The 25680-nt window shown below is 62.7% G+C and carries 15 protein-coding genes; 4 read left to right on the forward strand and 11 right to left on the reverse strand.

The window, feature by feature from the left end:
- The first annotated feature begins 99 nt into the window (after nucleotides 1–99).
- On the forward strand, nucleotides 100–1257 hold the full coding sequence (locus DYST_RS07860) for an isovaleryl-CoA dehydrogenase (protein WP_239951144.1): 1158 nt from the start codon (nucleotides 100–102) through the stop codon (nucleotides 1255–1257).
- A gap of 1050 nt (nucleotides 1258–2307) precedes the next feature.
- Here DYST_RS07860 and DYST_RS07865 read toward each other — a convergent pair.
- Nucleotides 2308–5220, reverse strand: a complete 2913-nt coding sequence (locus DYST_RS07865; RefSeq protein WP_239951145.1) for a S8 family serine peptidase — start codon at nucleotides 5218–5220, stop codon at nucleotides 2308–2310.
- Nucleotides 5221–5410: 190 nt separating this feature from the next.
- The gene (locus DYST_RS07870; protein ID WP_239951146.1) at nucleotides 5411–8245 is read right to left on the reverse strand and encodes an autotransporter serine protease; all 2835 of its coding nucleotides are present in this window, start codon (nucleotides 8243–8245) and stop codon (nucleotides 5411–5413) included.
- A 234-nt stretch (nucleotides 8246–8479) separates the two neighbouring features.
- On the opposite strand from DYST_RS07870, the gene DYST_RS07875 reads away from it, so the two are divergent.
- The 3 genes from DYST_RS07875 (at nucleotide 8480) to DYST_RS07885 (ending at nucleotide 11982) form a co-directional block, all read left to right on the forward strand.
- Nucleotides 8480–9661 (forward strand): acetyl-CoA C-acyltransferase, encoded by a 1182-nt coding sequence (locus tag DYST_RS07875; RefSeq protein WP_239951147.1) that lies wholly within the window; start codon nucleotides 8480–8482, stop codon nucleotides 9659–9661.
- 149 nt (nucleotides 9662–9810) lie between these two features.
- Entirely contained in the window at nucleotides 9811–10083 is a 273-nt protein-coding gene (locus DYST_RS07880; RefSeq protein ID WP_238481015.1) for a hypothetical protein, read from the forward strand.
- A gap of 291 nt (nucleotides 10084–10374) precedes the next feature.
- Nucleotides 10375–11982, forward strand: coding sequence for a carboxyl transferase domain-containing protein (locus tag DYST_RS07885; protein ID WP_102302409.1), 1608 nt, complete (start codon nucleotides 10375–10377; stop codon nucleotides 11980–11982).
- A gap of 235 nt (nucleotides 11983–12217) precedes the next feature.
- On the opposite strand, the gene DYST_RS07890 is transcribed toward DYST_RS07885, so the two are convergent.
- From DYST_RS07890 to DYST_RS07930, 9 genes are all read right to left on the reverse strand, one after another.
- Nucleotides 12218–12469, reverse strand: coding sequence for a PAAR domain-containing protein (locus DYST_RS07890; RefSeq protein ID WP_239951148.1), 252 nt, complete (start codon nucleotides 12467–12469; stop codon nucleotides 12218–12220).
- Between the two features lie 117 nt (nucleotides 12470–12586).
- Nucleotides 12587–13357 (reverse strand): hypothetical protein, encoded by a 771-nt coding sequence (locus DYST_RS07895; RefSeq protein ID WP_239951150.1) that lies wholly within the window; start codon nucleotides 13355–13357, stop codon nucleotides 12587–12589.
- 377 nt (nucleotides 13358–13734) lie between these two features.
- Nucleotides 13735–14349, reverse strand: a complete 615-nt coding sequence (locus DYST_RS07900; protein WP_239951152.1) for a M23 family metallopeptidase — start codon at nucleotides 14347–14349, stop codon at nucleotides 13735–13737.
- 23 nt (nucleotides 14350–14372) lie between these two features.
- On the reverse strand, nucleotides 14373–16550 hold the full coding sequence (locus tag DYST_RS07905; RefSeq protein ID WP_239951154.1) for a type VI secretion system Vgr family protein: 2178 nt from the start codon (nucleotides 16548–16550) through the stop codon (nucleotides 14373–14375).
- Nucleotides 16551–17228: 678 nt separating this feature from the next.
- Nucleotides 17229–19151, reverse strand: coding sequence for an enterotoxin (locus DYST_RS07910; protein ID WP_239951156.1), 1923 nt, complete (start codon nucleotides 19149–19151; stop codon nucleotides 17229–17231).
- A 221-nt stretch (nucleotides 19152–19372) separates the two neighbouring features.
- Nucleotides 19373–22447, reverse strand: coding sequence for a TonB-dependent receptor plug domain-containing protein (locus DYST_RS07915; protein ID WP_239951158.1), 3075 nt, complete (start codon nucleotides 22445–22447; stop codon nucleotides 19373–19375).
- A 157-nt stretch (nucleotides 22448–22604) separates the two neighbouring features.
- Nucleotides 22605–23522, reverse strand: a complete 918-nt coding sequence (locus DYST_RS07920) for a 1-phosphofructokinase family hexose kinase (RefSeq protein WP_275666974.1) — start codon at nucleotides 23520–23522, stop codon at nucleotides 22605–22607.
- Between the two features lie 27 nt (nucleotides 23523–23549).
- Nucleotides 23550–24476 (reverse strand): carbohydrate kinase family protein, encoded by a 927-nt coding sequence (locus DYST_RS07925; RefSeq protein ID WP_239951161.1) that lies wholly within the window; start codon nucleotides 24474–24476, stop codon nucleotides 23550–23552.
- The gene (locus tag DYST_RS07930; protein WP_239951163.1) at nucleotides 24473–25675 is read right to left on the reverse strand and encodes an SIS domain-containing protein; all 1203 of its coding nucleotides are present in this window, start codon (nucleotides 25673–25675) and stop codon (nucleotides 24473–24475) included. Before DYST_RS07930 ends, DYST_RS07925 begins: the two co-directional genes overlap by 4 nt.
- Between the last annotated feature and the right edge of the window lie 5 nt (nucleotides 25676–25680).

Here is a 25680-nt window from a genome sequence, read left to right on the forward strand (position 1 = left end):
GCCGCTTTCGCGGGGCGGCCATGGTTGTGCGTCGCGCAACGGCTTGTAACGAGCGGCGCGGTACCATGATCGCCTTCTGCAATTACGGAGTTTGTAGGTATGCGTCCGTTCCCGCTGGGTGAAGAGATCGATCTGCTGCGCGAAAGCGTGCACGCGTTTTCGGAAAAAGAGATCGCGCCCCGCGCCGACCATATCGACAGGGACAACCTGTTCCCCGCCGACTTGTGGCGCAAGTTTGGCGACATGGGACTCCTGGGTATCACCATCCCGGAAGAGTACGGCGGCACCGGCATGGGCTTCCTCGCGCACATGGTGGCGATGGAGGAGATCTCGCGCGCGTCCGGCTCGGTCGGTCTGTCCTATGGCGCGCATTCCAATCTGTGCGTACAGAACATCTTCCACAACGGCAACGAAGCGCAGCGACGCAAGTACATCCCGAAGCTGTGCTCAGGCGAGTATGTGGGCGCGCTGGCGATGAGCGAGCCGGGCGCCGGCTCCGACGTGGTCGGCTCGATGATCTGCAAGGCGGAGAAGAAGGGCGACGTATGGGTCGCCAATGGCTCCAAGATGTGGATCACCAATGGTCCCGACGCCGACGTGTTGCTGGTCTACATGCGCACCGCGCCGCGTCCCGCTGGCAGTCGCTGCATGACGGCCTTCATCATCGAGAAGGGTATGAAGGGTTTCAGTACCGCGCAGAAGCTGGACAAGCTCGGCATGCGCGGCTCCAACACCTGCGAACTGGTGTTCGAGGATTGCGAGATCCCCGAAGAGAACATTGTCGGTGAAGTAAACGAAGGCGTACGCGTATTGATGAGCGGCCTCGACACCGAACGCCTCGTGCTATCGGGCGGCCCCATCGGCCTGATGCAGGCGGCGCTGGATATCTCCCTGCCCTACGTGCGCGAGCGCAAGCAATTCAACGCACCCATCGGCACCTTTGGCGTGATGCAGGCGAAGATCGCCGACATGTACACCGCACTGCAAAGTTCGCGCGGTTTCGCTTACATGGTGGCGCAGCAGTTCGACAATAACGTGAAGTCGCGCATCGATCCTGCGGCGTGCCTGCTCAACGCCTCGCAGAATGCGGTGAAGGTGACGTTGGAAGCGATCCAGACGCTGGGTGGCAATGGTTACATCAACGAGTTCCCGGCGGGTCGCCTGCTGCGCGATGCGAAGCTTTATGAGATTGGTGCGGGCACGAATGAGATTCGCCGGATGTTGATTGGGCGGGAGTTGTTTCACGGGAAGGCGTGATGGTTGTTGCTGCTTTCTGTTGATTTGGGAAGTGGGTGACTGGGTCTGTGGTTGGGTTGCTTCGCCACAGGTCGAGACGCCTGGATGTTTTGCTCCCTCTCCCCTTCGGGGAGAGGGTTGGGGTGAGGGGTGGGTGCTCGCCTCAGCGTTTCATCTTTAGCCGTCATCCCGGCGTAGGCCGGAAGCGCTTTTCAACAGCCGAAGGGCTGGTCATCCAGTGACGTTGCTTTCGGTTGTCGCGTGATCGCGATCTGGCTCGCCTGCCGCGGGCTTTCGACCTCCTACCGGAGGCCGAGTCACTTTCTCTTGCATGCCCAAGAGACAGTAACCAAAGAGAAGGGCACCCCCACTTGGCGCTGGCCGGTGAAACTGGCCAGTTCGTGAGGGGCGGCCGGGCTTTTCGACAGGGCTTCCTGCCCTGGCGAAAAGGGATCGGCATCCTTGCCGATCCCCCCTGCGGGCCTTTTCGTCCACCCCTCACCGCCGCACAGGGGGCCCGAAGGTCAAAAGCGCCGAGCCGACGGCTCGTGCAGCAGAGCTGCACATCGCGTCGCGGCAGGTCGCGTTGCTCCTGCCTTAGAGTGCAAAGCCGGGGCAGACGGACGATGCCGTTACGTGGCGAGTTCTCCATAACGGTCGGGAAGCGTAGCGTCCTCTCTCCCTAGCCTTAGGAGGTGGCCAAGCCACAACGTTCCTCTTCCGTTCGGGCTGATCCCATCGACATGCTGCGGGCGTTGGCCTGTCAGGCCATTTCTTTGCGTTACTTTTCTTTGGGCCAGCAAAGAAAAGTGACTCGAGCGTCGGCAGACGATCGAAACGCCCGCTGCGTAAGTGGCCAGATCGCGGTCACGCACGAGGCGACAACCGACCACTGACGACACTGGATCCCTGCCTCCGCAGGGATGACGGCATGGGCGAAGCGGCGCGGCTAGATTGACCCCTCACCCCAACCCTCTCCCCAAAGCGGAGAGGGAGAAGACCTGAGGTAACTCTTACGCTTCGCGTGTATCAAACCCTCACCAAAACAACGCGGAAGCAACCATCTCAAACTCAGAAATTCAACCGATAGTTGAGCATCCCCATCATCCCCTGACCGTTCTGCCCAAAATACTGATCCATCCCGAACTGCAAGCTCGACCGCGCTGACATCGTCCAATCCAGCGACAACCCCACCTGCCCCTCGTAGCGCGATACGCCCACGCCCCCTACCGGTGCCCACTGATCCACGCCGGTAAAACTCGCGTCGAACACATCACCATTCACAGCGAACGCCTGCTGCCATTGCATCCGGCCCTGCAGATTGAGGCTACCGCCGCCGGCGAGTGGCCACTCGTGACCGGCACGCACGCCGACGCCGGCTTGCCACCGCTCCACGTTTTGCGTCCCGGACTTCAGGCCAAAACCGTAGCCGCCCAGCTCGTTGAAGCCGTCGCGCTGGATGTGTGCGTACTGCATGTTGGCGTAAGGCGTGAACTGCACACCGCCGAGCGATGCGCGATAGCCGCTTTCGCCATACGCCACGGTGTAGCGACCGTTGGTGTCACTGGCCACGCCCGCGAAATCGCTGCCCAGTTCGAGATGACGCCGCATGTTTTCCCGGTAGGTGCCATAGCCGAGCCGGCCCATGGTGTACCAGTTGTCCTGTACTACGCCGCCGTACAGCATGCCTTCGACGGCGTTGCTGGTACCTTGGTCGGCATACTCCGCGAGGCGGCCTAGGCCTTGGCTCTGGCTCAGCGCGAAACCCACCACTCCGTTGCTGCCCAGCTTGCGATCCTGGCCTGCCATCCAGCCGCTGAGGTCGTAGCCGACATCGCCGTAACCGCTGCGGCTCATGCTGCCGTGATAACCCAGTGTCTGTGCCCAGCCACCGGTGGTGTGCGTGTCGACCAGCCCGTCGAAGTGATCGGACAGCGCGCGTGTGCCCGCATCGATAGCTTCGAACGTCATCGCGGTACTGGCAGCGTGCAATTGGCCGGAGAGACTTTCCAACGAGCGCTGCAGTGCGGCGGTCGACTGCGTTTGCTGGAGGTTGGCTGCGCCCTCGACGAAACCGGTAGGCGCCGGGCCACTGCCCGACGTCGAGCCACCTTGTGCGAGCTGTGCGTTGATGGCGCTGAAGGCGTTGTCGACGCGCTGCGCCGCGCTGTACGAGGCCGGGGTGTAGTTCATGCCGCTGACGGCACTGGCCTGCACCTGGGTGACGTTCAACCAGGCGTTGTTGGCGTCATAGCCGGGCGTAGCCGACAGCAACACGCCCGGCGCTACATCGAGTGCGGTGAACTGACCCGTCAGCCCACCCTTCGCCGTAAGCACGGTGGTGTGCGCGTTGACGACGTAGCCCTGCATGGCGCCGATGACGTAGAGATTGCCGCCAGCGAGCACGGCTTTGCCATCGACATTGAGAGTGCGCCCCAGTTCCAACGCGAGCCGCCCCGTCTGGCCGTCGGTGGGGGTGAAGCCCTGGTAGTAGCTGCCGCTGACGTGTACGTCGCCGCCAGCAACAACCAGGGTGCCAAGGTTTTGGACGTCCGCGCCGAAACTGTGCGCGCCGGTCATGACGGCATCGACGTTGTCGATGTAAAGCGCACCGGCGAGCGATGGCGCCGCCAACGTGCCGTGCACAATGTGCGTATCACCCTGATAGCTCGGCGCCTGTGTCAGCGTGAGCGTACCGGCACCATCCTTAGTGAGGCCGCCAGCACCGCTGATGGCGTTGCCCCAGGTGGAGTTGGTATTGAGCGTGGCGTTGAACGTACCCCAGTCAAACTTCCCAGGCCCCTTCACTGCGTTGCCCACATCGAGCATGCCGTAGCCAAACACCGGATCAACGCCGGGTGCACCGAGATCGTCGGCCGTGCCGAGCAACGTCTGCCGCACCTGATCGTTGGTGAAGTACGGGAAGGCCTGCCATACCAACGCGGCGGCGCCTGAAACCGCTGGCGCCGCGAACGAGGTGCCGCCGACAATCCAGGTGCTTTGCTTAGATGCAGTGTCGTCTTTGCCGCTGACGATGACTTCACCGGGCGCCGCCAGGCAGTAGTGCATGGCGACGCCGCACTTGTTGGAATAGCTCGACAACTGCGTGGGGTTATTGCTGTTCACCGCGACCACGGTCAGCCAGCCTTTTTCGAGGTCCTGTGCACCGGGCATGCTGGGCAGCGACGCCGTCGTACTGGGATTGGCCTGCGAATCGTTGCCTGCCGCGAACACGACAAGACCACCCCACGTATTGACGTAGGGGCTGTAGGCGTCGTGGAACGCCTTGGTGGTCGCCGTGTCGCTGGCGCTCCAGGTAATGCCGCCCCAGGAATTGTTCATGACCTTGACGTGGGCGTTGATCAGGTCGGCATTGACGGACTGCAGGAACTGCGCGGTCGACGCGGTCACCGTGGAAGGTGCCGTGCTGCCGTTGTCGTCGCCTGCGTTGTCGGGAAGGATGCGGGCCGACACCAGCGATGCGCCCGGCGCGATGCCGCCAGCGAATTTGCCGAAGGCGCTGCCCGCCGCGATCTCGGACACCCACGTACCGTGGCCGATGACGTCGTCCACCGACAGGTTGTTGGTGCTGGGGTCGATGTAGGTCAGCTCTTTGGTGACCTTGCCGGCAAGCGCGGGGTTACTGCGCATGATGCCGGTGTCGACCACGCCGATCGTCACACCGGTTCCGATGAACCCTGCCTTCTGGGCCGCATAGGTGTTGGTCAGCGATAACTGCGCATCGGCTGGCGGCGTAGGCGGCGGTGGCGTGGTCGGTGGTGTCGTGGGTGGGGTCGTCGGCGGCGTGCTGCCACCGCCCTGGCCGGGCGAAGGTGGTTGGTAGCCAGGACTAGGCGGCGTGTAAGGCGAAGCCGGCTTGACGTTGCCATTGCCGCCACCGCCGCCGCAGGCGCTCAGGCCCAGCGCCATCCACACAAACACACTCACCTGGCGAAAGCGCATTCCGCCCAGACCACCGTCCATAGTTCCCCCTGCACGCCCTTGCTGGGCATCCGATGCTTCCCCTAGCGCCGCGGTCCATTACTGGACTCCGCCAGCACTTCCTTTCGGAATCATCGCACAAGGTTACGGAAAAAATGCGGCACGCATCATAGGCCGAAAGCCTATCCCCGTGGGCGCAGGTTTATACGGCAGCCTGTACCGGCAGCCGTCGTCAGAAGGCGAGTCGGTAGGCCAACGTATCCATCTTGCCGTGCTCATGCTGGGCGACGTACTGGTCCAGGCCCAGCGACAGACTGGCCCGTCGCGAGATGCTCCAGGCCAGATTCAGGCCGGCATCACCGCCATAGCGGGACAGCCCGATGCCTCCCACCGGCGCCCACTGATTAAGCACCGCAAAGCTGGCGTCGAGTACATCGCCACGCATGCTGAAAGCCCTCTGCCACAACAGGTGCGCCTGGAGGCTCAAGCGGCTTCCGCCAGACATCGTCCAATCACTCCCTGCACGGAGGCCGGCACCGGCTTGCCAGCGTTCAATCGCCTGCGCCGCGGCTTTCAACCCAAAGCCGTCACCGCCTAGTTCATCAAACCCATCGGTGCGGATGTTGGCGTACTGCAGGTTCATGTACGGGGTGACGTTTACCCCGCCCCACTGCATGCGGTAGCCGCTTTCACCGTAGGCGACGTCGTAGGTTCCGTTGGTGTCGTTGGCGACGCTCTCGACATCGCTGCCCAATTCAAGATGGCGACGCATGTCTTCCCTATATGTGCCCATGCCGAGGCGGCCCATCGCATACCACTGGTTCTGGACGATACCGCCGTAGAGCATGCCCTCTACAGCGCGGCTGCGCCCCTGATCAGCGAATTCGTCAAGCCGTCCAAGATCTTCGCTTTGGCTCACCGCAAAACCCAACACGCCGTTGCTGCCGAGGCGGCGATCCTGACCCACCATCCAGCCACTCAGGTCGTAGCCCACATTGTTGTAGCCGCTGTGGTCCATGCTGCCGTAGCTGCCCAGGTTCTGTGTCCAACCACCTGTGGCGTACACGTCGCCCAGTTGGTCGAAGCGTTGGGACAATGCGCGCGTGCCTGCATCCATCGCGTCGAAGGTCATTGCCGCACTCGCTGCGTGCAACTGGCCCGACAGTGAGTTCAACGACTGCTGCAAGGCGCTGGCCGTGGCCGTCTGCTGCAGGCTCGCCGCACCGTTGATGAAGGAGCTCGGCAATGGATTCCCCGTCACCGTCGCACCCGAACCCACCTGCGCATTGATCTGGCTGAAAGCGGCGTCGACGCGCTGCGCGGCGCCGAACGATGCCGGCGTATAGGTGACACCAGTGACCGCAGACGCCTGTACCTGACTTACGTTCAACCACGCATCCGTGGCGTTGTAGTTGAGCTGGGCATTGAGCAGGACGCCGGTGGCCACATTCAACGCCGAGAACGTACCTGAGATACCGCCATTAGCCGTCAGGACGTCCGTATGCGTGTTGGCCTGGTAACCCTGGTTGATGCCGGTGACGTACAAGTCACCACCGGACAGCGTGGCAGTGCCGCTCACCCGCAACGCCGATCCCAGCGATACCGCAAGGCGACCCGCGCCCTGTTGCACGTAATTACCGCCTACCGTGGTATCCGTGCCCGCCATCGCAAGCACACCCGCGTTAGTCACCGAGCCGCCGATCGTCGGCGTTGCGCTCAGCACGCCTTGCGCCCCAATGCTGACACTCGATGCCAGCGATGCGGCCACCAGCATGCCGCCCTGCACCTGCGTCAAGCCGGTGTAGCTGGACGGTTGCGTCAGCGTGAGCGTGCCGGTGCCTTGCTTGATCAGGCCGCCAGCGCCGGAGATAGGATTGTTCCAGCTAGAGGTGCCACTGAAACTCACGGTGACATCACCCCAGTTGAACTGCTCCGGGCCATTCACCGCCTTGCCGACGTCGAGTTCACCGTAACCGAAGGTCGCGTTGGGTTGCGAGCCGCCGAGCGGATCCGCCGTGCCCAGCAAAGTCTGTCGCACCAGATCATTGGTGAAGTACGGATAGGCCTGCCACACCAGTGCCGCCGCGCCCGATACCTGCGGCGCCGCGAGTGAAGTGCCTTCGACAATCCAGTAGGTTTCGTTGCTGGTGCTGGTGTCGCTTTTGCCGCTCACGATCACATCACCCGGCGCCCCCAGGCAGTAGTTCATCGCGATGCCGCACTTGTTGGAGTAACTGTCCAGTTGCGTTGGGCTGTTGCTGTTGACCGCGACGACCACTAGCCAACCCTTCTGGAGATCGGGCGCCAGACTCGGCAGCGCCGCGATGGTGCTCGGATTGGCCTGCGAGTCATTGCCCGCGGCGAACACCACCAGACCACCCCAGCTATTGATGAAGGGCTCGTATGCGTTGTCGAAGGCCTGCGTTGTCGCCGTATCCGTCGAGGCCCAGCTGATGCCACCCCAGGAGTTGTTCATCACCTTCACGCCGTTAGCGATCAGGTCCGCATTCACCTGCCCCAGGGGAATCGCATCGGAACCCGTCACCGGTGCCGAGGCGGTGGAACCGTTATCGTCCGGCGCGTTGTCGTCGATGATGCGCGCCGACACGATATCCGCACCCGTCGCGATGCCGCCGGCAAACTGCCCGAAGGGCTTGCCTGCCGCGATCTCCGCCACGTAGGTGCCATGGCCATTGACGTCGTCGATGCTGAGGTTGTTGGTGCTCGGATCGACATAGGTCAGCTCTTTGATCACACGCCCCGCCAGCGCCGGGTGTGTGGCCATCACGCCGGTGTCCACGATGCCGATGGTGACGCCCGCCCCGGTATAGCCAGCACTGTGCGCGGCATAGGTGTTGGTCAGGCTCAACTGCGCATCGATGGGCGGCTGAGGCACCGACGACGACGAGGGTGGTGTCGACGGCGGCGTCGAAGGTGTCGAGGGTGGGGTGGCCGGCTGGCTGGGCTTTGTATTGCCACCCCCGCCACCGCAGGCCCCCAGGCCAAGCGCCAGCCATACCAGCACCGCCCCGCGGCGGTAGCGCAAACCGTGCATCACCGTATGCATAAAGGCCCCCGCCCCTATTGGGATCTGTCGACACTGGTTCGTCAGAGTACGGGCGCGGCCCCCTATCAAACTGCCGCGCACGTCCCCATCTTTACACAACGAAATCGCAACTAAACACCGTCAGAATCGCACTGTGATCGCAAATATGACCGGTTTGCCCCGGTCATTGGCGGGCTGCGATAATCGGCGGACTCAACCGGGGCATGACCCCTTCAAGTATTTGCGGAGATATCCATGTCGGACGTCAGCGTTGTCATCGTCGGTGCCAAGCGCACTGCCATTGGCTCCTTCCTCGGCCAGTTCACCGGCGTACCCACCCCTACGCTGGGTGCCACCGCCATCCGTGCCGCGCTGGAGCAGTCCGGCCTAGCCCCCGCCGATGTCACTGAAGTCATCATGGGTTGCGTGCTGCCGGCCAACCTGGGCCAGGCTCCCGCGCGCCAGGCCTCGCTCGGCGCCGGCCTGCCCGCCGCCGCCGGCTGCACCACCATCAATAAGGTGTGCGGCTCGGGCATGAAGGCCCTCATGCTGGGCCACGACCTGATCAAGGCCGGCTCGGCCTCGGTCGTCGTCGCCGGCGGCATGGAATCGATGACCAATGCGCCGCACATGGTCAACGCACGCACGGGCATCCGCTATGGCGATGGCACGCTGGTCGACCACATGGCGTGGGACGGCCTGACCAACCCGTACGATGGCAAGGCCATGGGCGTGTTCGGCGAACTGTGCGCCGACAAGTATCACTTTACCCGTGAGGAGCAGGACACGTTCTCGACGGAATCCGTCGAGCGCGCCAAGGCCGCACAGGCATCCGGCGCCTTCGCCGATGAAATCGTCCCGGTGACGGTTGCGAGCCGCAAGGGCGAGATCAAGGTCGACACCGACGAACAGCCGGGCCGCTCCGATATCAGCAAGATCCCATCGCTGAAGCCGGCATTCCGCAAGGAAAACGGCACCATCACCGCCGCCAGCTCCTCCAGCATCTCCGATGGCGCTGCCGCGCTCGTGCTCTTGTCAGCGGATGACGCAAAAGCACGTGGTCTCAAGCCCCTCGCCCGCATTGTCGCCCATGCCACTCATTCCCAGGAGCCGGAGTGGTTTACCACCGCGCCCGTCGGTGCCCTGCACAAGGTGCTGGAAAAGGCCGGCTGGAAGACCGGCGATGTCGACCTGTTCGAAGTCAACGAAGCCTTCGCCGTGGTCGCCATGGCAGCCATGCGTGAGCTCGACATCCCGCGTGACAAGATCAACGTCAACGGCGGCGCCTGCGCCCTCGGCCACCCCATCGGCGCCAGCGGTGCCCGTCTCGTGGTCACGCTGCTCAATGCGCTGAAAACCCGTGGCCTTAAGCGCGGCGTAGCGTCGCTGTGCATCGGTGGCGGTGAGGCTACTGCCGTCGCAGTGGAACTGCTGTAAGGTCGTGGAACCGGTGGCCGGGCATCCGGCCGCCGATGAAAGCGGGGTTAACCCGGTTTCGCTGCTTTACATAAATAGGTGGCGCAATTTCCGCGAAAGCGCTATTAATACGCCCGCCAAACGGCATTCCACGGCAAAGGAGATTCAACATGAAGTTCACGCGTACCCTTCTCGCCTCTGCGCTCGTCGCGCTGCTGGCGGCTTGCAGCAACGGCGCGCAGGATTCCGCGCAGGACGCTCAGAAGTCGGCTGACCAGGCTCAGCAGGCTGCTGACCAGGCTCAGAAGGCTGCTGCTGCTCCGGCAGAGCAGGCTCCGGCCGCTGCTTCGACCGCGGCTGCTGCTGCCCCGGCCGAACAGCCGGCGCCGACCCCGGCTTCGACCGCTGCTGCTCCGGCTGCCGCTTCGACCGCTGGTCACTAAGTACACTCGTGTACTTCCGAAACCGGCCGCCTTGCGCGGCCGGTTTTTTTTGTGCCTGAGAAAAGCCAGCGGCCGCCTTGCGCGGTCGTTTTTTTTGGTGCCTAGGAAAAGCCAGCGGCCGCCTCGCACTACCGATTTTTCTTATGCCCATGAAAAGCCAGCGGCCGCATCATGCGGCCGATTTTCTTTGCGTTCACAACGCCTTACCCGGTTTCATGCTGCGACGCCGATTTAGCCCTTGAGCACAGGCGGCTATCATCCGGGACTCCCCACGAACGGCAGCTTCCGCTCATGAGTGTCATCGCGTCGCAGATCGATCCCCGCTCCCCGGACTTCCAGGCCAGCAGCGCGCAGTTGAAGGGTCAGGTGGACGACCTGCATCGCGAACTGGCGCGCAGCGCAGAAGGCGGTGGCGAGAAGGCCCGCGACAAGCACACGTCCCGCGGCAAGCTGCTGCCACGTGAGCGCATCCGCGCCCTGCTCGATCCCGGCTCGCCGTTCCTCGAGCTGTCGCCACTGGCCGCGCATGGCATGTACGACGATGCGGCACCGGCCGCAGGCATCATCACCGGCATCGGCCGCGTCAACGGCATCGAAGTGTTGGTGGTCGCCAACGACGCCACGGTCAAGGGCGGCACCTACTTTCCGATGACAGTGAAGAAGCACCTCCGTGCACAGGAAGTCGCGCTGGAGAACCGCCTGCCCTGCATCTATCTGGTCGACTCCGGCGGCGCTTTCCTGCCGCTACAGGATGAGGTGTTTCCGGACAAGGAACACTTCGGGCGCATTTTCTTCAACCAGGCACGCATGTCCGGCCTGGGGATTCCGCAGATCGCCGTCGTGATGGGTTCGTGTACGGCCGGTGGCGCCTATGTGCCGGCGATGAGCGACGAAACCATCATCGTGCGCGAGCAAGGCACGATCTTCCTCGGCGGCCCGCCGCTGGTGAAGGCCGCCACCGGCGAGGTGGTCGACGCGGAAGCGCTGGGTGGTGCGGATGTCCATACGTCCGTGTCGGGCGTGGCGGACCATTACGCCGAGAACGACGCACATGCACTCTCCATTGCCCGCGATATCGTCGCCAGCCTCAACCGCAAGAAGGACATGCCACTGGCGCTACGTGCGCCAGCAGAGCCCCTTTACGCTGCCGATGAGTTGTACGGCATCATCCCGCAGGACAGCCGTCGCCCGTTCGACATCCGCGAGGTGATCGCACGCATCGTCGACGGCTCGGAGTTCCACGAGTTCAAGGCGCGCTACGGCAAGACCCTGGTCTGCGGTTTCGCGCATATCCACGGCTATCCGGTGGGCATCATCGCCAACAACGGCATTCTGTTCTCGGAGTCCGCGCTCAAGGGCGCGCACTTCATCGAGTTGTGCAACCAGCGCAACGTGCCGCTGGTGTTCCTGCAGAACATCACTGGCTTCATGGTTGGCAAGAAGTACGAGAACGCAGGCATCGCAAAGGACGGCGCCAAGATGGTGACGGCCGTGGCCTGCTCCCACGTGCCCAAATTCACCGTGGTGATCGGCGGCAGCTTTGGCGCGGGCAACTACGCCATGTGCGGACGCGCCTATGGCGCACGCTTCCTGTGGATGTGGCCCAACTCGCGCATCAGCGTGATGGGCGGCGAGCAGGCCGCGTCGGTGCTCGCCACGGTGCGCCGTGATGGCATCGAAGCCAGTGGCAAGTCCTGGAGCGCGGAGGACGAAGAAGCCTTCAAGGCGCCGATCCGCGACCAGTACGAGCGCCAGGGCCATCCCTATTACGCCAGCGCCCGCCTGTGGGACGACGGCATCATCGATCCGGCCGATACGCGCCGCGTGCTGGGGCTGGCGATCTCGGCGTCGCTCAATGCACCGATCGAGCCGCAGCGCTACGGCGTGTTCCGCATGTAAGCTTGTAACCAGCTATTGCTTTAAGTCCTCTTAGTCACGGCGCTTTGCGAGGCGGTTGGCAGTACCCTCTGTGTCCCACGGGAGTTGCCAAGCAGCAACATTCCCCACCGGACAAATGAGAGCGCCCGTGGGTGTCCTCAGGCGCCATGCCGCTTGCTTTGTGTGGGTGGCACGCAACGCGCATGACGATGACGCAGGTGTGATCTGCGGCGACGATAAGAGCCTCGTCACCCACTCAGACCGACACGCTAGAAATCAGTGTTGCGCCGCACGACGTCCTAAAGCCGTGCAACGCCACGCCAAACCCGGCGCGCAAGGTCGCGTCCCCTTCGGTAATTGTCGCGGTGCCGCATTGTGGGCAATGCACCGTGTCATTGAGCACAGCGACACGGCAACCGTTCACCTTAAAGCGGCCCGTGGCGCGAACGATGCCGCCGTGGGTGGTGGTGTCGCCGTCCAGTACGGGGCGTTTAGTGGGGAAGGACATAGTTGCTTCCTTGAAGGATGAGGCGACGCGTCGAAGATGTGAACGTTGCGGTTTGGCTGATGTGCTGGTTGGTCAACTGGGGTGCCACGATGCTTATCACGATGGCAACAGCCATCATTAGCCGGGCGATAGAGAAAGAGCTCTTCCCGCAGCCTCCCAAAACGACAACGCCATGTAGTGTTGCTGAAAGCGGGTGTATACATCATCGCTGACACAGCTCTCGACGCCGATGCCACGCGGGTCGCTAGGCTTGCCTTTGAGCCAGCTCCAGTGTTGTTCAAAAAGTGCCGTAGACCATTCCGTCGCCATCGTCACCACACAGCGGCGGAGCCGCTTCCGTACCGCCGCGTTGGCCATGGCCGCCTCAACGCGCACGTAGCGCGCGGCACGCTGCTGCGCTACGTGCTCGGGCGTGAGCGGCGTTGCGGGCGGCGGTGGCGGTGTGGCCGGCGGTGGGTCGATCAGGTTCAACAGGGTGGCGGAGCGCGCGCGGCTGTCCACATTCACGTCGTCAGCGATAAACGTCCATCCGGCCCAGTCCGGAAAATCGGCGTCGCTGTACACCTGCACGCCCGCCGTATTGAGGTCGAGAAAGACGTCTTGATCCGCCTGCCTCACCTGCCGAATATGCGGCACGCGACCGCGGTATTGGTCGCCGGCGGCCAGCGCATCCGGTCCCAGGACACGACCGAAACGCAATAGTTCGTAGCCGGCGCTGGGACAGCCGGGATACTGCGCCGTTGCTCGCGCGTAGAGGTCGTAACTGCTTTCAGGTTTTGCCGGCGCGACCTCCCTGCCGGTGGCATCGCGCGAGAAGACTTGAATCAGTCCGCCGCTTTCGTTGAGCCGCACGGTAAGGTCGCCCGGTGTGCGTCCGAGCACCGGCACTAGCGATTGCGCCCACTGCTGCGGAACGAACCCCGGTGGACACGCAGTGTCCCCCCCATATCGCGGGCACCTTGATGATGTGCGGAACGGTGCCACTGAAATGCCCTTCTGGAATGACCCCGGTCACGGCGTTAAACCAATCATCGTCATTCCACGGCGCGCCGGGCGTACTTATGTACGTTTTTCGCAACCATGCGACCGTATCTAAGTTGATTTGGCGCAACCGTTCGGGCGTGGTGTAGAACTTGGCGGCCACACCGGCGAGAGTATCCCCTCCGGTCACGCCGCGCTGATACGTGATGACGGCATAACTCGCGGTCGCCGTGCGTGGGTCCGTCGCGTAATACGGCGTCCCCGCCGGTACCCTGATAAAGGTGTCACCCCACACGCACGACGTGCGCCCCCTGTGGCGCGGTTAGCGGGGTGCTGCTGCGCCCCATCACGCGCTCGGCGTTCGTCGCGTCAGCAATGATTTCCAGATGGATGCGGTGGGTTTGCCCATAGATCGTGCCGGCCTTGCCTAACTTATTTTTGCGGTAAACCTTGTCACCCTTTTTCAGCGCTTGCGTGTGGCCCGCTGGCCCCACCGTGGCGAGCGTGTCCATATGCTGGTAAATCGAATAGAAGGTGACGTCCACGCCTTCACCGATTTCCGTTACGTGTTTCAGGATCACAACGCCATTGCTCGTCCAGCCTTTGTAGTAGAGCAGCGGGTGGGCGTCGATAATGGCGGGGTCGGTATCGCGCGCGGGCTTGCCGTCGCTTTCGCGTGCATAGACCACTTCACCATCCGCGATGGCGCGCACGTCCTCCACATCGCCGTTAGTCGACAGCGGTGCCTCCCAGTGCGAGCCGCCATGCCAATCGAGCCCTTGTGTCAGGGGAAACTGGCCGGTGCCGGTGAGTTCGCCCAGGTGGCTTAGGTCGTGCGGCGCCGTCGGGTCGGTATCCTCGCGCGGTTGCCCCGCAAGAAATGGGTAACTGATAAGCATGGTGTTAGCCGTCCGTTGCGTGGTCAGTGAGAGAAGTTCAGGTCGCCGCGATCCGCCGGCACCGACAGATGCGGCGCGCCGTCGAGCGTGAACGCTTGGCCGCCGCTGCCGTCGCGTAGATCAATATCTCCTGCAATGCCGAGAATGCGGCGACCCTGATACGAGAGCCCCTTGGCATCCAAAAGCAACACGCCGCCGGGTGTGTTGAAGGCGACGGTATCGGCGAAGTAATCAACGCGCTTTGAGCGGTACACCATGGCTTCGTTCGCTGTTAGGTGGTGGTGACCCTGCACGGTGTGTTCGACATGACCGCCGACCGAACTGGTGTGATCGGCGGCAATCTTGTCGATACGGTGATTGCCCACGTCTTCCACCAAGTCTTTACCGACGTGGCGCGTTTGATTACGTGCAATTGTGAGGTTGTCGTCTTGCCCTATCGTGTGCTTGCGGTCATTGCCTACGGTTACTTGCTCGTCACGCGTCACGTTCTCGGTACGGTCGTGACCGATGGCGATGGTTTCATCGTTAGCAACTTTTTCGTTGCGGTCGTTGCCGATGCGCGTGGTTTCGTTGTTTAATACTTCGACGTTGTGATCTTTCTGCGCATGCAGATAAATCTCTTCCTGTTGTGCTTCGTCGTCGAAGCGCAACTCATTGAATCCTTTTCCTTTATGGGTTTGCGTTTTCCACGTACTGCGCGTCTTGTAGCGCGGCAATTCGTACGGTGGCAGGTTGCCCGGATGATGCGTTCTGCCGGTGACAACGGGCTGGTCTATATCGCCTCCGAGAAATGAAACGATCACCTCGTGCCCGATGCGCGGTAGTGCTTGCATGCCGTACATGGTGCCCGCCCAACCCTGCGACACCCGCACCCAGCAGGAGCTGTGCTCGTCGCTTTTGCCCTCGCGATCCCAGGGGAACTGAAGGCGCACGCGCCCGAAGCTATCTACAAAAATTTCTTCATTCGGTGGACCTACCACGGTGGCGATCAACGGCCCATCCATGCGCGGCTTGGGCCATAGCGGGGCTTTCCACTCGAACGCACGCGCGACAAACACGACGGTGTTGCTATAGGTGGTGGCACCTTCAGTAGCGTCTTCGCCTTGGCTGGGGTGTTGGGTCCCTTCGTGATGCATGCGCGCCACGAGCCAATCGCAATTCCACGCTTCGCGCGGATGACCCTCCAGGGTGTACGACGTGCCCGGCACGAGAAACGCGGCATCGCCCTCGCCAAAGGCTTGCGCGGCCTCGCGCCGCTCGGCGTTGAGGCGGGTACGCGTGAAGGGCTTGCCAACCTCATCCCTCTTGTAATCGGCGGGGTAGCGGTAGCGCTCGTAGTTCCCCCCAGATGCCCCGGCCGTGCTTGGCGCGGATGAGGCGTACTCGCTGGACACCTCGACGTCGGACGTGACTCGCCCCAATTTCGCCTCGGACGCGTACGGCGCCGCCTGATGCTCCAGATTATATTTGGCGTTCCAGAATGTGTACTCACGCCCCCGGGTACTCGTCGGGGCCATGCGCTGGCTGTAGCGGAATTTGCGCAGGCTGGGTTGATCGGCGGTGCCGCCGGCTTGCGGTTCGTAGATCAACGCGCCGCCCTTGGGCAGACTCTGCGTGGTGTCGGTGAAGATCAGTTGATGCTGATTCGCTTCGTGCTCAATCGATAACACGATGCCTTCGTCGGCTGAAATTCTCTGCACAAAGGCCCAATCACTCTCATTCCATTGGCACGCAAACTCGCGGGGCAGGTGCGGACCCGATAGGTTCCACTCCACACCCAACAGGCCGTGCTCCTTGAGCAGCACGCCGATGATGTCGGGCACCGACAGTTGCTGAAATATTCTGCAATTGCTGCGTAGCGTGAGGCGGGCGAGCGCAGGTTCTAAGACCGCGCTATATCGCGTCCGGCGTGTGCCGCTATCCCCCTGGTCCCAGGCCGTGACGATGCCGTGGACATGTCGCACCACTTGGCCATCCCGCCAGATGGCAAAGTGTGCAGGCGCATCGAGTAACGCGGAGAAATCGACGTTATCGTCAAACGATGAAAGCTCGACGCTCAACCGGTAAGGCAACGGGGCGCCGTCATCGGATGGGAGCCCATCAGCCGAGAGGGATTCATCGAGCGAGAAGCTCACGACCTCAAAAGAGGTGGCTGAAGACGAAGGGGTGAAGGTGTAACGAACATCGGCACTACGGGACATCGTGGAACATCCTCCGTGGCATGCGTTCGGGCCTGGCGATCCCGTCAGGTGGTATTTCTTCTGACGCTACCGACGCAGCAACAGCACCGTCCATCAGAACGATCTGAAATTACCGCCCACCCCTCGTGTGCGCGATGCACAGGGGTTAGACACGCTGGCGAGTGGGCACTTGATCGTCTTTCATGCTGGACCATTGCAATGGTCCGCTCGACACCGATCCATCGTTTGTATAGCCCAAACTTGAGCGCGCCACGCAGGGCGGCCAAGAATCGATTCTTGCCCACGTCTGCCACAGCCAGTTCTACGCGCCATGCCTTGACATGTTCCTCGCGTCCCCTTGGCAAGCCTCACATTCCTCAGCATGTAGCTTTATACGTGGCGGAAAAACATGTCGCCCGAAACATCAGCATCCATCTTCTTTTCGACGCCGGTCCGCCACGCAGGCAGTACCCATTGCAGAACAGACAGTGGCACGTGGAAACGCCATCAGATCTGATCCAATCAGAGTGATAGTTGCCTGTCACTGCCCGTCTTTGCCCGTTTTCTCTCCTCGTGAAAGGGAGCTTGGCTCAACGGTTGCTACCGCAGATAAAGAAAGGCCTCGTCTCACGACGAGGCCAGGTCCCTCGATACATCGGGACCAAGGGCCGGCGGGGGGATGCCGGCCGAAGGGAACACTTAGTGCAATGCGTCCGGTACCAACTCCAGGTTCAACACCTGGAACGGCGCCAGCGTGATCGTGCTCGGCTGGTCTGCGTCGAAACTCAGCGCCGGCTTGCTCGCGTCTTCCTTCCACGGGCTGCGCGCATGGAAGCGATGCGCCGCACCGGGCGGAAGCTCCATCTGCCGTGCCAGATCAATCACCGCCAGCTGTGGTTTGTCACTGGGATTGCGCAAGGTGAGGATCGCCTTGGTCGGCGTCCACGCGGCCCAGCCGTAGACGTCCAATCGCCCAGGGTCGCCACCGACCCAATGCACATCCTTGAGCACACCCGCGTTAGTGCGCGACCAGCGTGCGGCTTCGGCGAGCACGTCCCAGTCCTGCGCGGAAAGCAGGTCCGGCGTGATGTACATCTCCTGCAGTTGCGTGCCGGTGCCAAAGTAGGAGCGCACTTCGTTGGCAAAGTCATGGTCTGGGTCGGCGTTGAGTCGACGGTTTTCCTTGGCGTAGATGATGCCGTGGAGCATCAGCGAGTTGAGCGGATACAGCGGCCCCTTCTCCACGATGTTGTGGTAAGTCTCGCGATCGCGATAGGTGATCCAGCGTTCACGCTTGCTGCCTACGCCGGCCAGGTCATCGTCTTCGCCGTCACGCCAGATCGAATCGGCGTAGCGCAGCCAGAACGGTGAGGCCATCGTCCCGGTGGTGAGGTTGATATACAGGTCCGGCTTAGCCACGCGCAGGTCGTCGATCAGCTGGATAGCCGCATCGAAGTCGCTACTGAAGCGGCTGCCCGGAAATACCTTGTCCGCGTTACCCGTGCCATCAAACTTGAACTGGTTGATGCCGTCGTTCTTTACCAGGCCCATTACCGCGTCGTGGAAGCGCTGGTAGTACTTGGGACCGGAGAGCGCGAGACCGCCATCGATGATTTCGTAGCCGGCGGCCTGCCCGTTCTTGACGCGCTCTTCCTTCGGCTTGCCGTAACCACCCCACGGGGACAGCCACATGCCGGGCGCAGCACCGTACTTGGCCGCCGCGTCGCGCAGCGGCGAGAAACCGTGCGGGAAGTCCTTGCTGAAATGCCAGCTACCGCTGCGATCGTCCCAGCCATCGTCGAACAGGTAGGAGTCGAGTGTCACGCCGCGTTTGACCTTCAGCTCTTCGCCGAAGGCATGAATGCGGTCCAATGCCTGTGCCTCGGTGTACGGCGTGAAATAGCCGATGTCGTACCACGAGTTGTAATGCAGGAAGGTGCGATACGGATGCGCGCGCTCGCGCTCGACATAGGTAAGGAAATCGCGGCGCAACTGGTTGTCATGCGTCACGCCGACTACGGCCGAATACGTGATCGACTGCCCCTTGGGCAGCGGCAGGCCGCGTTCGATCCACAACTTTGCTTGCTTGCCATGCACTTCACTGGACGAGAGGGGATGCTCGAAGCCCAAGTAATCATGCCCCGCGACAATGGGCGAGCCCGGCACGACACCGACCACTTCCGCACCGTCTGCCTGCATCTGCAGCAAGGCGACCTTGCTGATGTTCTCGTCCTGCTTCAGCGCGGTGATGGTGACGATGGCACGAAGATAGTCCGAGCCTTCGCGCTGCACCCATTGCCAATCGATGCGAAAGCGACCGTCCGCATCACCGAAGCTCGCCTGCACGGCGTTGCCGGGGGAACGCTCCGCGAGACGGGATGCCTTGGCGTTCGCCTTCAGCGTGCTGGCCTTGGATGCCGAGATCACCTTCAACTGCCCCACACCGATTTTGCTACCGTCCGCCATGGTCAACTCAATCGGTGCCGTCACCGGCAACGCCTGATGGTTCGGCTGATCCTCCACCACCATGTCGGCCAGCGTGCCGTCGGCCATCTTCCATCGGGCGACAATGCTGTCATTGCCGAACTGATACGCGTCGCCCTGTTGCGAAAAGGCTGCCATATGCCCGTCCGCTGCACTTGCTGCGCCAGTCATCCCGGTCAGCAGCATGCATGCCAGCAATGTACGTGACCTGCCAATGAGCCGCTGAGTACGGCCACCTCCAATCCCTGCCATGTTCACACCTCTCTTCGTGCCCTAGCCCGCACCGCGCTATCGTTCGCGGCCAGCCCGGATCAAAAAGCCGCGGCAGGTGCCGCGGCTCGCGCGTGGGTCAAGCCCGATCAGAACTTCTGCTGGTAACGCAGGTAGACATAACGACCAATGTCATACGACGCGTTGTAGTTATACGGCGTATCGCTGCCCGCATAACCGCCGTAGATATACGACCCCTTGCGATTGAACACGTTGTTGGCGCCCAGCGAAATGGTGGCCTTCCACGGTGCCTTCCAATACACCTGGACATCGTCGAAGGTGACCGAGGCGATCTGTGTCATCGGCTCCGGACCCACGCCCGGGGCGTAGTAGTTGGGCAAGGTGCAGGGGAAGGCGGTGCGTGTATTCGGCGGCGGGAAGGCGCACGGCGCCTTCAGCGGCGAGAAGTAGCGCATGGTCCAGGTGGCGCCAAAGTCGCGCCATGCCCAATCCACCGAGAAGTTGCCGCGCAGGCGCCACACTGACATGGCCGTCTGGGACGACGCGATACCAGTGCCGTAGACCACCGCCGAACCTACTGTCGGCAGCATGTTGTAGCTGGTGACGTAGGTGCCGGAGAGGTTGAGCTTGAAGCGTCCGATCGCGTACTCGGGCAAGGCATAAGCGAGATTGAAATCGTAGCCGGACGTCTTCTCCCAGCCGGCGTTGGTTTCCAGGTTCATCAGGTTGATGATCTGCCCTGTGCCCGCCTGACGCTGGAACTGCGAGCAAGACGACTCGAGGCCGTACTGGTAGCAGTTGGCCAACACCTGGTCATTGGTGATGCCGGTGATCAGGTTGCGGATGTTGTAGCGCCAGTAGTCGACCGATGCGTTGAAACCCTGCAGCCAGGATGGGCTGTACACGAAGCCGACCTGGCCGTTGTACGACGTCTCAGGTTGCAGATGCGGATTGCCGCCATTGAAGCTTTCCGTGACGCCAACTGCCTCAGGCGCGATCACCGGCTGCCCGGTGTTGTCGATCTGGCGGAAGTTCGTCGGCACACCGGCAACGCCGCCGTATCCCGTCTTGCAGCGCTGTGCAACCGTGGGGCTATAGCCGTACGTAGCTTGGCCGAACACCGCATCGCACGGATCGGTGAAGCCACCCGCGTTGTAGAGGCCCTGATAGAGATCGTTGACGGTGGGTGCGCGGAAGCCTGTGCCGTAGCTCGCACGAACCAGCAGGTCGTCGAACGGTTGCCAGGTCAGCTTGAAGGATGCGTTGGTGGTGCTGCCGAAGTTGCTGTAGTCGGAATAGCGGAGCGCGGCATCCAGTGCGAGGCTCTTGGCACCGGGCAGATCCTTCAGGAACGGCGCGTTGACCTCGACATACGCCTCGTTCAAGGAGTAGCTGCCGTGATTGGGGCCCACCGCACCATCGGTCGAATTGCCGGCGGCGGCAAAGGCATCAGGCTCGTCATAACCCGACACGTTGCGATGGTCCACGCCGGTCGCAAAGGTGAACTGTCCGCCCGGCAAGGAGAACAGGTCACCGCCAAAGTCCGCTGATGCTGCCTTTTCCTCACTGCCATAGCGCTCGACGCTGTTGATCATCAGGTAGTCGAGCATTTGCTGGGTAACGTTGCCCAGCGGATTGAGCGGCACGCAGCCAGCGATCACGTTGCCCGGCGTGCCGCAACGCACGACGCCATCCGAACCGCGGAAGGATGGCCCCAGCGCGTTCGCCGCGTTCGGCAGGTTGAAATACCCCGTGCGCGTGTTCAGGCCGGTGATCTTGCTGTCGTAGTAGTTCACGTCCCAGTTGAACGTGTGCTCGCCCAGGCTAAACACGCCGTCCAGGCCCGCGCTGTAACGGGTGTTCTTGGGTTTGTTGTAGCTGTTGAACGTATCGCCAGCGATGCGGCGGTAGAAGTTCACGTCCTGCGGTGTTTGGCCGGGCTGGTTATAGGGGTTGTAATAGCTCTGCGCCGAAAGCACCGATGGGAAGTTGTCATGCCCGCCCATGCCGCTATACAAGGTGGCCGTACCCGCCGTGGCCGACTCGCTGTCCAGGTTGTAGCCCGCATTGAATCTGGCGGTGATGTTGTCGGTGATCTTGTAATGCGTATCCAGGTACAGGTTCTTGGTACGGTCGGCCGTGTGCAGCATGTATTGATGGCCGGCGTCCTTGTTGTACGTGTAATCACCGGGATTGATCACGTCGCCGTTCGGACCGTAAGTCGGCTTGACCACCTGATGGTAGTCATTGAGATTGGACCCGTCGCCTCCCGGGCCGAGCACGATGGAATGCTGGCTACCATCGGGAAGGGTCGCGTTGGTGATCACAGGCTGATAGCCCACGTACGAGCGACCGTACAGGGGATGCTGATCCGTCCACGGGTAGCTGGAGAAACCGCGCGAGCTGGCCCACACCGGCTCCTGGTTCTGGTACGAGGCGCTGAACACCACGCCCCAACGATCGGTGGTCTTGCCGAACGTCACGTCGTACTGGCTCTGCTCGCCATCACCGTGGGGCGCGTACATGCCGTTATAGGTGTTGAGCTCGACGCCGTTGAAATCCTTGCGCGTGATGATGTTGACCACGCCGGCGATGGCATCGGAGCCGTACACGGCGGATGCGCCGTTGGCGAGCACGTCGATGTGGTCGATGATCGCCGTGGGGATCACGTTGACGTTGGTGTAACCGCCATGGGCCGCGCCGATGCGCTGGCCATCCAGCAGCACCAGCGTGCGTGGCGCACCCAGGCCACGCAGGTTGATGAACTGTCCGCCCTGATTCGGGCCAAGATCGCCAGGTGCCGACATGCTCAGGTCAGGTGTTGCGGCGGCCGAAACGTTCTGCAGAATCTGGCCGACAGTAGCAAAACCCTGTCGGTCGATATCGGCGCGACTGATGGTGATCACCGGTTGTGCATCCGCCACGTCGACGCTGCGAATGTTGGAGCCGGTCACCGTCACCTGCTGCAGCTGCTTGGCGTTCTTCTCGGATGCCTTGCCATCGTCCTGCTTTGCCTGCGACTTCGGCGACGCGTTGGTCGACGTGTCCGCCGGCGGTGTCGAAGATTGCGCCAGTGCGGCGCCACCCCAGGCCACGCCACCGACAGCCCATGCAAGGCGCATGGCGATCACCAGTGCATTGGCCTGCATCGCCCCCTCGCGATGGCCGTTACTACATGAAAAACCACCCTTCCGCGTATTCATGAACACTCTCTCCCCGTGGTCTATGTCGTCGCACCGCATGAACTCCCCGTTCGTAGCGGTGCCTGAGATGACTGCCCATGGAGTCGGGCCCCATGGATTGGTTGGTGCGAACAACTCTCCCTTTTGCCCGCGTGGCTTCAGCGCGCCACGCGCGCCATCAAACGCTTGCTGTCGATACCGCGATGCGCTGAATTCGCACGTCAGGAAGCAGCGCCTGCACGACGCGCCGCTCCACGAAACCGGTTTCTTCACCCATGGCATTGGCTGCGCCGCACGCCACCGCGAGGCGCAGGGACTCGTCGAAGCTCAGGCCACGCTCGTGCGCAACGGCCAACCCCGCGAGGAAACAATCGCCCGAGCCCACCGCATTCGCGCTCTGTTTCAGCACGAGTCGGGCGTGCCATGTGCTTTCGCCGTCGAAGCCGAATGCGCCCTGCTCACCCAACGTAATCACGGGACGCAAAACGCCCCTCGCGTAGAGTTCGTGCAACAACGACGCCGCCTGTGCTTGCGTCTCCACCGGATGCCCGACCAGTTGCCCAGCCTCATCGCGGTTGGGCTTGATGACGCTGGGGCGCGCATCGGCCACATGGCGCAACGCTTCGCCGCTGGCATCCACCAGGCAGGTCATGCCGCTGCCGCTCGCCTGACGCACGATGCGTGCATAGGTGTCGCTCTCGAAACCGCGTGGCAGGCTACCGGTGAGTACCAGTGCATCGCTGTTGTCGAGTGCGCGCCCCAGCGTTCGGATCAGTTCATCGCGAGTAGCGGCACTGAGCATCGGGCCTGGATCGAGCACTTCGGTCATACGGCCGTCGCGCTCGCGCAGCGCCAGGCATTGGCGCAGGTCATCGCCGATTTCCACGCCATGGAACAACACGCCGCGCTCGCTCATCCGCCGCGCCACGAAGTTGCGATGCGTCGCGTCGATCAGGCCGACCAGTTGCACGGGCTCGCCCAGTGCGGCGATGGTCTGCGCCACGTGGACGCCCTTGCCGCCGGGGTAACTCTGCACAGCGTTCGCACGTTGCACGGTGCCGGGTTGCAGCGCATCGAGGGTCACCAACCGGTCGATCGCCGTATTGAATCCCCCCCACCGTAATCACGCGGCTGCCTCCAGCATGGCGCGAACATCCGCTTCGCTGCCCTGACAGGCCGTGCCGCCAATACCACGCGTGGAAAGCGAACCGCAGGCGCTACCCCAACGCAGGCAATCGCGCAGCGTCATTCCGCGACGCCACGCATGCAGGAAACCGGCGTCGAATGAATCACCGGCCCCCGTGCTGTCGAGCACGTCAACGGCGTGTGCCGCCACGGCTAGCAGAGAGCCGTCATCCTGCAACGCGATGCAACCGTCGCCGCCTAGCTTGACGACGGTCAGCGTGTGGCCGTTGCGCAAGGCATGCAGTGACGCCTGCGCGGTGGACTCACCGCTGATCGCGCATGCCTCGCGCTCGTTCGGCAAGAACACATCAACCAGCGGCAACAACGCGACCAGCTCCCTGCCCCAGCGCTGGTGCGGGTCGAAACCAGGGTCGAGCGATACAGTGAGCCCCGCCCGGCGTGCCCGCTCGAACAATTCACGCAGGCCCGGCTGCAGCAGATCCTGCAGGTAGTACGACGAAACATGCAGATGGCCGCAGCCCGCCAGACGTTCGTCGGTGATCATGTCCTGGCGCAATGCGCCGATGGCGCCGGCATAGGTGACCAGTGCGCGGTCCTGCTGCGATGACAGCGCCACCGTGATGCCCGTCTGCAGCGAGGCATCCCGACGCACGGCGGATACGTCGATGCGCGCCTCGCGCATCGCATCGATGCAGTAATCGCCCCAGCCATCCATACCGGTGACACCTGCGAAGGCAACCGGATGCCCCAGACGCGCCAAACCCATCGCGCAGATCATCGACGAGCTGCCGGGGCCTTGGCGAAAGCCGGACGCCAAGACTTCGCCGCCAAACTCGGGCAGGCGTTCGCAACCGGTGAGCACCAGGTCGACGTTGATCTCGCCGGCGATCAGCAACGGCTTCACGTGCCGCTCTCCGCGCCGTGGATGGCAAACGCCTGCACCACGCGCGTCAACACACCCTGCGACGGTGCATCCGGTTGCTGGCCCAGCGACAGGCAACGGAACAGCGCGAGTACTTGGCCGGCGACGACATGCACCATCGCCTGCTGTGCTTCGTCGAGTCGTGACAGCCCGGGCAATTCGACGGCGACATCGCCGGGGCCGATCAGATCCGTGGGAATCGCTTCGCCCACCACGATGCGCACGCCACCCAGTTTCTTGCGGGCGATTTCGCGCAATAGGTCGAGCTCATAGGCGCGCACGGCGGGCGCACTCGACAGAAAGGCGACGACCGGACACGGGCGATCGAGCCAGGACATCGGGCCATGGCGCAGACCCAGATAGGTCTCGCACATCGCGCTCACCGCGCCGCCGGACATCTCCAGCATCTTCAATGCCGCCTCACGCGCGGCACCAAACGCGGCGCCGCTGCCGAGATATAGCGCAGCATCGAAATCGGCAGCGCCTTGCTGCGCGAGCGCGTCGCCATAGCGTTCGAACAGGTGCGTGACGATGTTGGCGGCAAGGTCCGCCAAGCTTGCATCCGCGTTGCCGCCATGGACATGCAGCAAGCCGCTACCACCCAACACCAGGTTGGTGAAGCTGCTGGTCATCACCAGGCTGCGGTCATTGGTGCGCGGCGACAGCTGCATCACACGCACGCGCGGTTCGTTGCGATAGCGCGTGGCGAGTTGCCCCTGCACATTGCAGGTCACCACCAGGTGTTGGTAGTCCGGCTCCGCTTCCAGCACCTGATCCACCACGCTGGCACTTTCCGGGCTATCGCCCGAGCGCGCGATCGATATCAACAAGCCACGTCCCTTGGGCAGGGTGCCGCGGCGATGCGTAAGCAAGGTGCCAGCAGCAATCGCCTGGGCGGGAATGCCTAAGCCCTCCTGCAGCACCGGCGCCAGGCATTCACCCACGTAGACGGAACTGCCGGAGCCGGTCAGCACGATGTGCTCTGGCTGCGTTGCGAGCAGCTCGCGCAGCATCGCCTGCGTGGTGGGGTCAGACAGCCGCGAGGCCGTGTCACGCCACGTATCGGGCTGCTGAAGGATCTCGCGCACGGTGTCGGCACAGCCCAGGCGCGCCTGCTCGGCGGGCGATGCGGCTTTCAGCGATTCCAGCGTCGGAACAGTCACGGAGGGTTTGACAGGCATGGGCA

Origin of the sequence: Dyella terrae (assembly GCF_022394535.1) — a bacterium.
Lineage (GTDB): Bacteria > Pseudomonadota > Gammaproteobacteria > Xanthomonadales > Rhodanobacteraceae > Dyella.